General features: G+C 72.7%; 12 protein-coding genes. 2 read left to right on the plus strand and 10 right to left on the minus strand.

What is annotated here, in order from left to right:
• Window positions 1-5: 5 nt before the first annotated feature.
• The 3 genes from ACNNMR_RS14190 to ACNNMR_RS14200 form a co-directional block, all read right to left on the minus strand.
• Window positions 6-788 (minus strand): SDR family NAD(P)-dependent oxidoreductase, encoded by a 783-nt coding sequence (locus tag ACNNMR_RS14190; protein ID WP_419994960.1) that lies wholly within the window; start codon window positions 786-788, stop codon window positions 6-8.
• A 69-nt stretch (window positions 789-857) separates the two neighbouring features.
• The gene (locus tag ACNNMR_RS14195; protein ID WP_419994961.1) at window positions 858-2,231 is read right to left on the minus strand and encodes an RNA polymerase subunit sigma-70; all 1,374 of its coding nucleotides are present in this window, start codon (window positions 2,229-2,231) and stop codon (window positions 858-860) included.
• 117 nt (window positions 2,232-2,348) lie between these two features.
• Window positions 2,349-3,284, minus strand: a complete 936-nt coding sequence (locus ACNNMR_RS14200; protein WP_419994962.1) for an EamA family transporter — start codon at window positions 3,282-3,284, stop codon at window positions 2,349-2,351.
• A 124-nt stretch (window positions 3,285-3,408) separates the two neighbouring features.
• Between ACNNMR_RS14200 and ACNNMR_RS14205 the strand changes: the two genes are divergently transcribed.
• A complete protein-coding gene (locus tag ACNNMR_RS14205) occupies window positions 3,409-3,918 on the plus strand; it encodes a MarR family winged helix-turn-helix transcriptional regulator (RefSeq protein ID WP_419994963.1) in 510 nt (169 codons plus the stop codon).
• Window positions 3,919-3,949: 31 nt separating this feature from the next.
• A complete protein-coding gene (locus ACNNMR_RS14210) occupies window positions 3,950-4,765 on the plus strand; it encodes a VOC family protein (RefSeq protein ID WP_419994964.1) in 816 nt (271 codons plus the stop codon).
• Between the two features lie 3 nt (window positions 4,766-4,768).
• On the opposite strand, the gene alc is transcribed toward ACNNMR_RS14210, so the two are convergent.
• The 7 genes from alc to ACNNMR_RS14245 form a co-directional block, all read right to left on the minus strand.
• On the minus strand, window positions 4,769-5,845 hold the full coding sequence (alc, locus tag ACNNMR_RS14215) for an allantoicase (protein WP_419994965.1): 1,077 nt from the start codon (window positions 5,843-5,845) through the stop codon (window positions 4,769-4,771).
• A 77-nt stretch (window positions 5,846-5,922) separates the two neighbouring features.
• Window positions 5,923-6,828 carry a LysR family transcriptional regulator gene (locus ACNNMR_RS14220; protein WP_419994966.1) on the minus strand — a complete coding sequence of 302 codons (906 nt, stop codon included), beginning with the start codon at window positions 6,826-6,828 and terminating at the stop codon, window positions 5,923-5,925.
• A gap of 813 nt (window positions 6,829-7,641) precedes the next feature.
• Entirely contained in the window at window positions 7,642-8,604 is a 963-nt protein-coding gene (locus tag ACNNMR_RS14225) for a DMT family transporter (protein ID WP_419994967.1), read from the minus strand.
• A 121-nt stretch (window positions 8,605-8,725) separates the two neighbouring features.
• Window positions 8,726-8,935: a hypothetical protein gene (locus ACNNMR_RS14230; protein WP_420000359.1), complete on the minus strand. Its 210-nt coding sequence runs from the start codon at window positions 8,933-8,935 to the stop codon at window positions 8,726-8,728.
• A gap of 102 nt (window positions 8,936-9,037) precedes the next feature.
• Window positions 9,038-10,645 (minus strand): alpha-L-fucosidase, encoded by a 1,608-nt coding sequence (locus tag ACNNMR_RS14235; protein ID WP_420000360.1) that lies wholly within the window; start codon window positions 10,643-10,645, stop codon window positions 9,038-9,040.
• 146 nt (window positions 10,646-10,791) lie between these two features.
• Window positions 10,792-12,909: a 4-alpha-glucanotransferase gene (gene malQ, locus ACNNMR_RS14240; RefSeq protein ID WP_419994968.1), complete on the minus strand. Its 2,118-nt coding sequence runs from the start codon at window positions 12,907-12,909 to the stop codon at window positions 10,792-10,794.
• A gap of 62 nt (window positions 12,910-12,971) precedes the next feature.
• Window positions 12,972-13,208 carry a hypothetical protein gene (locus ACNNMR_RS14245; RefSeq protein ID WP_419994969.1) on the minus strand — a complete coding sequence of 79 codons (237 nt, stop codon included), beginning with the start codon at window positions 13,206-13,208 and terminating at the stop codon, window positions 12,972-12,974.
• Between the last annotated feature and the right edge of the window lie 311 nt (window positions 13,209-13,519).

A 13,519-nucleotide genomic window follows, 5' to 3' on the forward strand; every position in this document is an offset into this window, starting at 1 on the left:
ATCGCTCAACTCGCGAACATCGCCGTCCCGTTCACCCACGTCCCCGTCACCGCGCCCGCCCGGTCCGATGCCAGGAAGGTCGCCAGCTCGGCGATCTCCTGCAGGCGCGGTGACTTCGGCAGCATCCGCAGGCTGTCCAAGTTCGCGAGCACCCCCTGCACCGCCTCCGGCGACCCCAGCGCCGGGTCCACCGCACCGAGCTTCTCCGCCGTGATCGTCTCCGGCACCCCGGCCACCCACATTCCCAGCGCCCGCACCCCGCTCGACCCCAGCCCCTGCGCCAGCTGGCGGATCAGCGTGTCGATCGCCGCGTCGGTCGGGCACGTGCTGCCCATCATCGGCGTGGCGTGCGCGGAACCGCTGTTCAGGGCGAGGATGACGCCCGAGCCCTGGTCGGCCATGCGGCGGCCGGCGGCGCGTGCGGTGATGAAGTTGGTGGTGATGCCCGTGGTCACGGCCGAGGTGTAGTCGGTGACCGACATGTCGAGCAGGGGCGTGCCCTGTGCGTCGCCGCGCGGGACCAGGTTCAGCGATACGTCGAGCGAGCCGCCCGCCGCCACCACCGCGTCCGCGTGCTCCTCCACCGCCCGCTCGTCGAGCGCGTCCACGACCGCGACGTCGGCGCGGCCGCCCGCGGCCTCGATCTCCTTCGCGACCGCCGCCAGCGTGGCCTCCGTACGGCCGGTGAGGAACACCCGCGCGCCCTCCCGGGCGAAGGTGCGGGCGACGGCGGCGCCGATGCTTCCGGCGGCGCCGTAGATGACCGCGTTCTTGTCGTGCAGCAGCATGATGAGCTCCCTTGTATCGGTGTCACCCATACATACGCAGCGCGGCACGCGGACTCATCGCTCACCGCCTCACAGCGTCATCGGCAGTCCGAAGGCCGGGAGCAGATGCGGCTCGAACGTCGTGATCTCCGCGATCAGCCCGCCCTCCACCCGCAGCACCTCCAGCGTCTGCGCGCGGAAGATGGTGGTCCCGGGCCGCTTGACGTAACCGGCCACCGCCGGGCGCCCGTTGGCGCGGGTCGCCACATGGCGCCACTCGCCGAAGAACGTCGGCAGGACGGGATCCAGGGACGTCGCCACGAAGTCCGCGATCGCCTGCCGCCCGATGAACCAGAACGGGTTCGGCGGCATGGTCAGCTTCGCGTCCTCCGTCAGCACCGCCGCCATCGCGGCCATGTCGAGGCTCGCCGCGGCCGCCCGGTAGCGCTCCACGGCCGCGCGCTCCTCGGGGCCCGCGGGGCCCGCCGACCAGTCGAGCCGCCCGTCCGCCGGCAGGCGCTCGCGCAGCGCGGGGCGGGCGCGCTGGAGCGCGCTGTTGACGGCGGCGGTGCTCAGCTCCAGCAGGTCCGCGGTCTCCGCTGCCGCGAGGCCGGCCACGTCCCGTAGCACCAGCACGGCCCGCTGCCGCGGCGGCAGATACTGCAGCGCGGCGAGGAAGACCAGGTCACCCGTCTCGCGGGCGACCGCCTGGGCCTCGGGGTCGGCGGCGGCGTCGGGCACGTCCGCGAGCAGCTCGTCGGGGCAGGGCTGCAGCCAGGAGATGAAGGCGGGCGGGTCGGCGTCGCCGTGCGCCATGCCGGGGATGCGCTCGTAGCGGGCGGGGGTGCGGGAGTGGCGGCGGAGGTGGTCGAGGCAGGTGTTGGTGGCGATGCGATAGAGCCAGGTGCGCAGGCTCGCCGCCCGGTCGTCGTACCTGTCGCGGGCCCGCCAGGCCTTGAGGAACGTCTCCTGGACCAGGTCCTCGGACTCGTCGTACGAGCCGGTCATGCGGTAGCAGTGCGCCTGGACCTCGCGGCGGTGGGCTTCCAGGCGGGCGGCGAGGTCGTCCTCGGAGAGCGGCGGCGCTGCGGGCGGCTGGGGTGCGGAATCCGTCACGGACGGCGGCGTTACGGAATCGGGGCCGGACTCGGCCCCGGGGCCCGCCGGCGCGGCTTCGCGCTTCGCCTCCGCCACCGTACGGGCGATCCGCCGAAGCCGCCCGACGGCGGAGGCGAGGTCAGCCACGTCCGCGGCGAACGCCTCCGGTGGCCGCGGCGTGAGGCGCCCGGCCCGGGCCGCCACGTCGGCGATCAGTTCCGCGACCCCGGCGCCCTCCGGCGCCTTGCGCTCCCGGTAGGCGCGCTGGCGGCAGGCCGCGGAGCAGTACACGGACGCCCGGCCCCGGCGGCCGCCGCGTTCCGGCCGCGGCTTGCCGCAGCTGCCGCAGGCGGTCTCCTCCGGCATGACCGTCCTCCCCCAACGTCGCACCCCTGCCGCACAAACATCACGCGGGTGCGGCGTGACGAATAATCGCCACCGCCGCACCCGCGCAATACATCACGTCCCCTCCACGTGACGCAATCAGGAGGCAACCGGCTCCCGCCGGACCGCGGGCCCGCCCGCCGCCACCAGCCGCGTCGGCCCCGTGGCGCGCGGGCGGAGCTGGCCGAGGACCGTGCTGCCGAGGGCGATCGCCATGCCGGCGATCTGCACCGGGGCGAGGGCCTGGCCGAGGGCGACCCAGCCGATCAGCGCGGCCGAGACCGGGCTGAGCAGGCCGAGGAAGGCGACCGAGGTGGCGGGGAGCTGGGCCATGCCGCGGAACCAGAGGAAGTACGGGACGGCCGTGGTGAAGATCGCGAGGTACGCGTAGCCGCCGATCGCCGCGCCGTCCATCGCCGGCGGGGCGCCCTCGACGAGCAGCGCGAGCGGCGCGAGGAACAGGCCGCCGGCGACCAGCTGCCAGCTGGTGAAGGTCAGCGCGCCGACCCCGGCCGGGCGGCCCCAGCGCTTGGCCAGCACGACGCCGAGCGTCATCGAGGCGACGGCACCCGTACCGGCGGCGATGCCGACCGCGTCCAGCGCCGCGTCGCCGCGCAGCACCACCAGGGAGACGCCGAAGACGCCGGCCAGACCCGCGACGACGCCGTGGACGGTGGGGCGCTCGGAGAGCAGCGCGGCCGCATAGCCGATGGCGAGCAGCGGGCCGACGGCGGAGAGCACGGCGGCGATGCCGCCGGGGAGGCGGTACGCGCCGACGAAGAGGAGGCCGAAGAAGGCGCCGATGTTCAGCACCCCCAGCACCGCGGCCTTGCCCCACCAGGCGCCGCGCGGCAGGACGCGGACCAGGGCGAGGAGCAGCAGGCCGATCGGCAGCGCGCGCATCGCGGCGGTGAACAGCGGCCGGTCCGGCGGCAGGAACTCGGTGGTGACCGCGAAGGTGGAACCGAAGGCGAGCGGCGCTAGCGCGGTGAGCGCCACCGTGCCGATGCGGCTGGTGCCAGTGGTGTTCGACATGAGACGACCCCCCTCAGAGTGCTTTTGGCTGCTAATAGCTTAGCAGTAAGCAACTCTCTCGCAAGTCACTTACTGGTAACCCAGTTGCTTGCGGGAGAACCACGCGCAGCGCTTGAATGTTCCTATGACCTCGACCCCGGATCCCGTCGACACCATCAACGCCCAGTGGCGCGCGGCGAAGCCGGACCTCGACACCGTGCCCATGGACGTCATCGGCCGCATCTTCCGCATCGCGGACACGGTCGGCGCCCGGATGACGAAGACGTACGGCCGGTACGGCATCTCCCGCGGCGAGTTCGACGTGCTGTCCGCGCTGCGCCGCTCAGGCGAGCCGTACGCCCTCTCCCCGCGCGAGCTCGCCGCCACCACGCTGCTCACCACCGGCGGCATGACGGGACGGCTGGACAAGCTGGAGCGGGCCGGGCTCATCACCCGTAGCCCCGATCCCAAGGACCGGCGCGGGCTGCGGGTCACGCTCACCGAGCGCGGGCGGGAGCTCGCCGAGGAGGCGGTGGTCGTGGGGGTGGCCGTGCAGCGGGAGGCCATGGCGGGCCTGGACGAGCGGCAGGCACAGCAGCTCACGGGGCTGCTGCGGCTGCTGGTGCGGTCGAGCGAGGCTAGCGTGGAGGGATAACTACGGTTTTTCCCTCCGGAGGCGAAGCACCATGAGTGGAGTGACTGAGGGGACGCCCGTCTGGGCGGACGCGACCTTCCCGGATCTGGAGAAGGCCAGGGAGTTCTACGGCGACCTCTTCGGCTGGACCTTCGAGACGAGTAGCGCGGAGTTCGGGCACTACACCCAGGCCCGCGCCGCCGCCGACGGCCGGCCCGCGGCCGCGCTGGCGCCGCCGATGCCGGGCGGGGAGGACGCGCCGTCGGCCTGGACGCTGTACTTCGCGACGCCGGACGCCGCGGCCACGGCGGAGAAGATCAAGGCGAACGGCGGCCAGGTGCACATGGAGCCGATGCAGGTGGGCCCGTTCGGCACGATGGCGCTCGCCACCGACCCGGCCGGCGTCGCCTTCGGGCTCTGGCAGGCCGGCGAGCACGCGGGCTTTCCGCCGCCCGGCGAGCAGCCCCCGCCCGGCACCTTCTGCTGGGCGGAGGTCAACACCCGGGACACCGCGAAGACCGACGCCTTCTGGCCGGCCGTCTTCGGCTACGGCGTGCAGAAAATGGCCGACGAGCACATGGACTACTCGGTGTGGAGCCTGCCGGGGCAGGACATGCCGGTGATGGGCCGGATGGCGATGACCGACGGCGACTTCCCGGCCGACGCCCCGTCCCACCTCAACATCTGCTTCGCGGTGGCGGACTGCGACACGGCCGTGGCCACCGTACGGAAGCACGGTGGCCAGGTCACGTGGGGCCCGGAGGACTCGCCCTTCGGGCGGATCGCGACGGTGGCGGATCCGCAGGGGTCGGTGCTCACGGTCATCGATGTGACGAAGGCCGAGGGCGAGATGCCGGAGTTCGCGTAGCGGCTAGGCGTTGTACTGCTTGCGGAGGGCGGTCCAGCCGTCCTCCGTGAGCGTGCCGTGGGCGCGCAGGCGGGCGATGCTGCCGTCCGGGTAGATGTTCACGCGCAGCCGCGTGGCCCGCGCCGGGGCCGCCAGCGGGAAGCGGTGCGGGGCGTCGGGGGCCAGCTGCGTACGCGGCAGGATCTCGCGCCACTCGCCGTCGGCGTAGGCCTCCACGGAGGCCCACCCGGCCGAATTGCCCTTGTAGTACGCGGTGTCCAGCTCCAGCGCCCGGATCTCGCCCTCGCCGGCGAAGGTGACGATGGCCCAGTCGTGGCCGTCGTCACGGCGGCGGCGGGTCTCCCAGCCGTCGTCCATCTTGCGGGAGAGGTCGGGGCGGATCAGGTTCGCCGGGTCGCTGAAGAAGCGGTCGGAAGCCGCCTCCACCGAGCCGCCGTTGACGACGCAGGCCAGGTCGAAGCCGCCGAGCAGCTCCAGCCACTGCGGGTCGGGGACGGGGTCGCCGTAGACGCGCAGGCGGGCGACGCCGCCGTCGGGGTACTGGCGCAGGCGGAGGTGGGTGAAGCGCTGCTCCGACGCGACCGCGAAGCCGTTCGCGGCGTGCCCGCGGGCGTCGGTACGGGCGACGAGCTCCTGCCACGGCCCGTCGGGGCTGGTGGCGCCGTCGACCGCGACCTGCTGCGGGTAATTGCCGCGGAAGTGGGCGGTGTCGACGAGGACGCCGTGGATCACGCCGGGGACGCCGAGGCGGATGACCGCCCAGTCGTAGTCGTCGGCGGTGGGGTGGGGCGTGGCCGCTGCGGTGCCGCGGCGGCGGCGGGTCTCCCAGCCGTCCATGACCTTGCCCTTGTGGCCGAAGGCGTCCGGGTCGAAGACGGCGGCGGTGGGGACGAGGAGGTTCTCGCGCTCGGCGAAGAACTCGTCGTTGGCGGCGATGACGGCACCGCCGAGGCGCCGGTCGGCGAGGTCGGTGAGCTCGGTGAGCTTCGCGAAGGCCGGGTCGGTGGCGGGGCGGTAGTCGGCGTAGGGGTCGCCGGAGACGTAGGGGGCGGCGTCGTTGGGGTTCGGGGTTGTCGTCATGGCTCTGACGATGCCGGTGAAACCACCATCAGGTCCATCGAAACTTTCTGATGGGAACGTTCAGTTTGCGTGAACGGTCAGTCTGCGTGAACGGTCTGCAGGGCGGCCAGGACGCGGGAGACGCCGGGTGCGACCTCGGCGCCGCTGCGTACGGCCGCGACGACGTGGCGGCGGGGCTGGTCGGACTGGAGGGCGCGCACGACCACGCCTGCCGGAGGTTCGCCGCCGGCCAGGGCCATGCGCGGGATCAGCGCCACACCCATGTCCGCGGCCACCATCGCGAGGATCGCCGTCCAGTCGGCGGCGGCGTGGGCCTGCTCGGGTACGAAGCCGGCGGCCTCACAGGCGGCGAGGGTGATGTCCGACCAGGGGCCGCTGCTGCCGTAGATCCACGGGTCCTCGGCGAGATCGGCCAGGCGGAGGCCGGGGGCGGCGGCCAGGCGGTGGGCGGCGGGGAGCGCTACGTCGAGGGGTTCGGCGAGGAGTTCCACGCGCTTGAAGCGGGGGTCGCGGGCGGCGGGCGCGTGCGCGGCGAGGGAGAGGGCGAGGTCGGCCTCGCCGGCGGCGAGAAGCTCGTAGGCGGCTTCGGCCTCGGCTTCCGTAACGCGGATGTGCAGGCCGGGGTGGGTGCGCCGCAGCTCCGCGACGGCCGGGACGACCAGGGCGGGGACGGCGGTGGAGAAGGCGCTGACGCGAACCTCGCCGACGTCACCTGCGAGGTAGCCGGTGAGTTCGGCGTCGGCGCGCTCGAGCTGGGCGAAGACGGTGTCGGCGTGACGGAGGACGAGATGCGCGGCTTCGGTGAGCCGGACGCGGCGGCCGTGGGCTTCGAGGAGGGGGGTGCCGACTTGTTTGGCGAGGCCGGTGAGCTGCTGGGAGACGGCGGAGGGGGTCATGTGCAGCGCCTCGGCAGCGGCGGTGACGGTGCCGGTGTCTGCGAGGGCGCGGAGGATGCGGAGTTTCTTGATGTCCCAGTCGACCACGATGGCAACCTTACGGTTGCCGGGGCACCGGATCTTGGCCCACCCACCCACCCGTTGCTGTCGCGGGGCGAGGGCGGGGGGCTTGGCATCGGATGGTGACGGCCGCGTCGCCGGGTTGCGGCTGGCTCGGTGCCGGCTGGTTTGGCTGGCTGCGGAGGAGTGGGGGCGTGGGGGCCGGTTTGCCTGCCGGGCGGCGGGAAGGGCCGGGGGCGTGGGCGTGAGGGTGGCTGTGGGAGCGGCTATGGAGGTGGGGGGTGGGGGCGTGTCTGGTCGGCGGGGGGCGCGCGGGTGGTGGCTGGGCGCTCTTTTTCTTGGGGGTGTGTCTGGGCACTTGGTACCGAGGTGCTGGCGGCCCGGATGCGGTCGGTTGGCCGCCCTCACGCCGGTACGAAGCCTTGGTACCAAGCGCCCCGACACGGCAGTACGAAAAAGGGCGCACGGGTACCCTGCGGGCGCCCCCCACGGCCTATCCGCGCCCCCCTTCTCTGCCGCCTCCGCTCCCTCCCCCGCTGCCGGTGCCGCCCCTTCTCCCTCTCCCTCCCGACCTCCGGCCGGGCGAAGGCAGCCGAACCCGAAGAAGGCCCGCCCCTCCCGCGGACAGGCCGCCGCCCGGCCTCTGCGGCCTCGCCCCTCCCCAGCCAAGCCGCCGCCCGGCAGACCAGCCGGCCCCCACGCCCCCACTCCTCCGCAGCCAGCCAAACCAGCCGGCACCGAGCCAGCCGCAACCCGGCGACGCGGCCGTCACCATCCGATGCCAAGCCGCCCGCCCTGTCGCACTCAGCAACGGGCGGGCGGGTGGGCACCATGCGGCGGTCACTCCTTCGCGGCCAAGGCGACGCCCGCGACGATCACTGCCATGCACCCCAGTTGCACCGCCGTCACCGCCTCCCCCAGCAGCGCGAAGGACAGCACAGCGACCACCAGCGGCTGCAGGTAGTAGACGATCCCCGCGCGAGCAGCGCCGACCAACGCGACCGCCTTGTTCCACGTGAAGTACGCGATCGCCGACGAGAACACGCCCACGTACAGCAGCGGGCCCACCGTCGACATCGTCGGAGCGAAGCCGCCCTGCACGGACACGCTGATCGCGTACACCGGAGCCAGCACCAGCACGCCCAGCGCGAAGGTCGCGCACAGGAAGACGATGCCGCTGATCTCCTTCGGCCTGCGGCGGAGCAGCACGCTGTAGCCCGCGAAGGTGGCGCCCGCGGCCAGCATCCACAGGTCGCCCGTCGCGAAGTCCAGGCCCAGCAGCGCCGCCGGAGAGCCCTTCGCCACCAAGGCCAGCACGCCCGCCAGGGCGATCAGCATGCCCGTTGCCCGCCGGCCGCCGATGCGCCTGCCGGCCAGTCGGTCAAAAGCCACGATGAGCAGCGGAGACGCGGCGGCGATCACCGCCATGTTCGTCGCCGAGGTGGACTGGCCGGCCTGGTAGATGAAGGTGTTGAAGCAGGCGATGCCCAGCAGCGACGCCAGCGTCAGATAGCCCGCGTGGCGGCGCAAGTGCGGCCATTGCGCGCGCAGCTGGGGCCAGGCCAGCGGGAGTACGGCCAGCAGGGCTATGACCCAGCGCCAGAACGCCGTCTGGATGGGCGGCACCGTGTCGTGGAGCGCGCGGGCGACGACGAAGTTGCCCGACCAGACCACCGTCGCGACGGCCGCGAGGGCGAGCCCGAAGCGCGCGCCCTTCCGGGCGGCAGTGGAGGTGCCGGCAGTGGTGGTGCCTGCAGCAGTGGTAGTAGTCGTCGTCGTACGCGGGCGGTCCAGGACTGACACAGTTCCCCTTCAGGTGATCGTTTCCCGATTGCTTACGGGACCGATCTTCACCCGAGAGGAACTGTCAGGTCCATCGAAAGTTTTCGATGGTGCTCTTCAGTTTTACTGAATGATGCGGCGTTCAGCCGCGCGACTTCGCCTGCGCGCTGACCGCCTCGACGTCACTGTCCCGCGAGCGGTCCAGCGTCATCACCAGCCCAGCGATCACCACAAAGGCGAGCAGCGGCAGGCCGACGTACAGGCCGAGGGTCTGGGCGGCGCTCAGGCCGGAACCGGGGTCGTCGCCGTCGTCCGGGGTGTACGCGAAGGCGGGGGACGACAGCAGCAGCATCAGCGAGGTGCCGGCCGAGAGAGTCCCGGCGCGCAGGGCGTTCTTGTTGACCACACGTCCAAACTAGCGAACGTGTGGACGCCCCGCGCGCCCGGGGTCCCGCTACCCGCCCTGACCTGCGGTGCTGAGATGGGCCGTGGGCCGCTTGAGGTGCGGGGTGGCGCGGGATTCGGTCACCCGTACGCGAAGGGCGTCCGCCGTCACCGGCTCGGCGAGGGGCAGGATGCGGTACGCGCCGATCGTCGTGCCCGAGGCGATGTCCCGCCAGGCGCCCGACGCCGGGTCGCGGGCCTGCACCGTGAAGGCCTCCACCCGCTGGCCGCGGCTGATGTCCTCGGCGAGGCGGACGCGGTCGAAGGTCGCGGGAGTCCGCGGGCTGCCCGGGCCGCCGCGGGACAGGACGTTCTCGCCGTACACCGATCGCACCTTGTCGCCGAAGGCCTTCAGTTCGCGGACGTCCGCGTCCGAGATGCGGCCGTCCTTCCCCGGCGGGACGTTCAACAGCAGCGGCGCATTGCGGCCCACGCTCTTCTCGTACAGATCCGTCAGCTGCGCCGCCGTCTTCGGCTGCTGGTCGGGGTGGTGGAACCAGCCGGGGCGGTTGGAGACGTCCGCCTCTGCCGGGTACCACTGCAGGTACTTCACGCCGTCGGCCAGGAGCTTCGAGCGGGAGCCGATGTCGGGGTCGGTGGAGTCGTTCGGGAGCGGAGCCAGATTCGAGCGCGGGTCCACCGAGTGCGGGGTGACCGACCACTCCGTCTCGCGGGCGATGCCCTTCTCGTTGCCGACCCAGCGGATGCCCTTGAAGCCCTGGAAGATCACGGTGTTGGGCGACAGCGCGTGGATCAGGTCGAAGTACGCGCGGAAGTTGTACTTCTGCTCGACGCCCGCGTCCCGCCAGGGGTTCGCGCCGTCCAGCCAGAACTCGTCGATCGGCCCGTACTCCGTGAGGATCTCGTAGACCTGATTGAGGTAGTACGCGTCGTAGTCGTTCACCTTCACCTTGAAGGTCGGCAGCTCGCCGCTCGCCACCTTCTCCCGCCGGTCGTCGCCCTCGACCAGCGTCGGGATGGTGCGTACGGTCTCCGCGCTGCCGTTGCCGTACCGGCCGAGGCCTGACGGCGGGCCGCCGTCCTCAAGGGCGGTCTTCTCGACGCTTGTCAGCTGCTCGCCCGCGTCCTGCTTGGCCTTGAGCTTCTCCAGCCAGTCGGCGTGCCAGGCGTGCGGGACCTCGGAGCCGTCGGCCGGGGAGAGGTAGACGCCGACCTTCATGTCGCGCTTGCGGGCCTCGGTGGCGTAGGTGCGCAGGAGGTCGCCGTCGTAGGCGCTGTTCTTGATGCTGTGGGGTGAGTAGCGGGTCGGGTAGAGGTTGAAGCCGTCGTGGTGCTTGGCCGTGAGCATCGCCAGTTCGGCGCCCATGGACTTATACGTGTCCATCCACTGGGCGACGTCCACCTTCTCCGGTGCGAAGGTCTTCGGGTCCTCGGCGCCCGAGCCCCACTCGCGGTTGGTGAAGGTGTTCACGCCGAAGTGCGTGAAGGCGGTGATCTCGCGCTGTTGCCAACCGAGTTGGCCCTTGCTGGGGACGACGTTGGCGGCCTTCTCGATGATGCGGTCCGGCGTGTCGCAGTCCTCGATCTTCATGAAGGTGGCGGGCTCGATTCTCGACGAGCAGTCGGCGGCGCGGGCGGTGGAGGCCGGGAGCAGCATGGCGGACAGGAGCGCGGCGACGAGCGCGGGGACGGCTCTTCTCACGACGGGACCTCTCCCAAGTGATCGGACCTATAGGGGGTGTTGAGTTGGGATAGTCCCGTAAAGGTGCGCTGCCGTGAAGACCTTGCGGCTGATTCCTCGGATCAGTGGCCGAGTTCGTCCCGCAGCTGCGTCAGCAGTTCATGCACCCTCGGCGAGGTCGCCAGCTCATCCAGCGTCATCGGCGCGCCCTCCGCGTCCGCGATCGGCAGGCGCCAGTTCGGGTAACCGGTCACCGTCCCGGGGAGGTTCTGCGGGCGCAGGTCGCCGACCGTGTCCGGGAGCCAGACGCCGACCAGCCGGGCCGGGGTGCGGGCCAGGAAGCGGTAGACGGCGGCGATCGTCGTCTCCGCGTCGTACGGGCCCTCGCCGGGGCCGAGCACGCCGGTACGGGTGAGCAGCCGCAGCCACTCCCCCACCTCCGCCGACTCCTCCTGCGCCGCCTGCTCCTGCGGCACGTCGAGGAGGCCGAGGCGGTGGCGGAGTTCGACGTGGTCGCCGGTGAGGCGGGACGCGGTGCTGGGCAGGTCGTGCGTGGTCGCGGTCGCCAGGCAGGCCTCGCGCCAGCGGTCCGGACGCAGCGGTGGGGGGCGGTGCGTGCCGCCGGCGGAGGCCGTACCACCGCCGGAACGCGCGCCACCCCCCGCGCGCTCCTCGTAGTCCCGCTCGAACCACAGCACCGACGTCCCCAGCACCCCCCGCTCCGCCAGCCCGTCGCGCATCGCGGGCTCGACCGTGCCGAGGTCCTCGCCGATCACCGGCGCGCCCGCGCGGTGCGCCTCCAGCGCCAGCACGCCGAGCATCGCGTCCTGGTCGTACGCCACATACGTGCCGTGCGCGGGCTTCGCGCCCTCCGGCACCCACCACAGCCGGGACAGGCCCATGACGTGGTCGATGCGCAGCGCGCCCGCGTGCCGGAGCAGGTTGCGCAGCACTTCGCGGTACGGGCCGAAGCCGCCGGCCGCGAGGGCGTCGGGGCGCCAGGGCGGGAGGCCCCAGTCCTGGCCGTACGGGTTGAAGGCGTCGGGTGGGGCGCCGATGGACATGCCTGCGGCGAAGGCGTCCTGCTGCGCCCAGGCGTCGGCGCCCGACGGGTGCACGCCCACGGCGAGGTCGTGGACGATGCCGACCGCCATCCCGGCGTCCTTGGCGATGCGTTGGGCGCGGGCGAGCTGGTTGTCGGTGAGCCAGGCCAGCCAGCAGTGGAAGTCGACGCGGTCGAGCAGCTCGTGCCGGGCCCGGGAGGTGGCCGGTGAGCGGGGGTCGGTGAGGCCGGCGGGCCAGGAGCGCCAGTCGGGGCCGTGCAGTTCGGCGAGGGCGTACCAGGTGGCGTGGTCGTCGAGGGCGGGGCCCTGTTCGGCGAGGAAGGCGTGGTACGAGACCCGGCGACCGGGGGTCAGGCCGACCTCACGGATGATCTCCAGGGCGTCGAGCTTGAGTTGCCAGACGGCGTCGCGGTCGATGAGCTCGCCCTTGCCGAGCACGCCCCGGCGGAGGGCGGCGGCGCGCTCGCCGAGCTCGGCGGCGAGGGCCCGGCGCTCGGGCGGGAGATAGCGGAACTCGGGGATGTCCTCGATCCGCAGGTGCACCGGGTCGGGAAAGCGGCGCGAGGACGGGCGGTACGGGGACGGGTCGGCGGCCTCGCCGGGGGCGGCGGGGACTCCGGCGTGCAGCGGGCCGGTCTGCACGAACCCGGCGCCGTGGGCGCGGGCCGCCCAGCCGGCCAGCTCGGCCAGGTCGCCGAGGTCGCCCATGCCCCAGGAGCGGTCGGAGAGGAGGGAGTAGAGCTGGATGGTCAGGCCGCACTCGCGGCTCTCCAGCGCGGGCAGCCGGGGCGGCGCGGCGACGAGGGTGGCGGTGTCCGTACGGCCGTCGGGGGCGGTGGCGTGCAGGGTGTGCACGCCGGGGGGCAGGTCGGCGCCCCAGTCGAGGGCGGCGCCGTCCTCGGCCTCGACCCGTAACTCAGTGCCGTCCGGGAGGCCCGCGGGCGCCGGTGCGCCGGGCCCGGTGGCCGGGCGCCTGGTGACGACGGCGGGCAGCAGCGGGCGGGCGCGGCTGTGTGCGTCCAGCTCGGCGCGTACCGCCCGCGCGGTGGAGGCGTCCACGCCCATCGCGGCCAGCACGGCCACGACGGTCTCCTCCGGCACCGCGACGGTGCGGCCCGGCGCGGGCGAGAAGGAGGTCGCGACGCCGTGCAGGGCGGCCAGCCGGTCCAGGCTCATTCCGTGGGCCCCCAGTGTCAGTTGTGACGGACTGTGCAGCGCTAGTTGCGCTGCGCAGCCTCTCAGACCTGGGGGGTCGGCGTGAAGTGCATAGGGGGTGTCGGCTCGCTGATGAGATTGTCATCGGCGGCGAGCGGGGGCTCACTCGTCAGCGGCGCGCCCGCGAACAGGGGCGGCTCGCTGGTCAGGGGCAGCTCGGCGCAGGAGCAGGCGCCGGTGAGGCCATAGTCGGGGTCGGCCCCTGCGTCGAATTTCAGGTGGTCGTGATCGTGGTCGTGGCTGTGAAGGTGCGCGCCCACGAGGGGCCTCCGTAGATCGGCGGCAGGTTTCATGCGTCGGTCCTTACCCGCCTTCGGGCGGCGCAGACGCAATCGTGCTTGAGGTCACAGTACGTGATCCGCAGGCGATTTGACGGCCCGGGGTCGGGAGGGAGGGAGGATATGGCGGATTCAGGTCGGCCCGGCAGGCTTTTTTGCGGCGCGGGGGCTTGGCGTGACTACGGGGCGGAGTCGCCCGTATGCAGGGTGCAAACCTCGCGGAACGGACCGTCGCGTTGACACCCCATGGCCCGTGGTGGTGGGCTCTTCGCCTACTGGCGGCGTCGTGAGGG

It is taken from the genome of Streptomyces boninensis, assembly GCF_048572725.1.
Classification (GTDB): Bacteria; Actinomycetota; Actinomycetes; order Streptomycetales; family Streptomycetaceae; genus Streptomyces; species Streptomyces boninensis.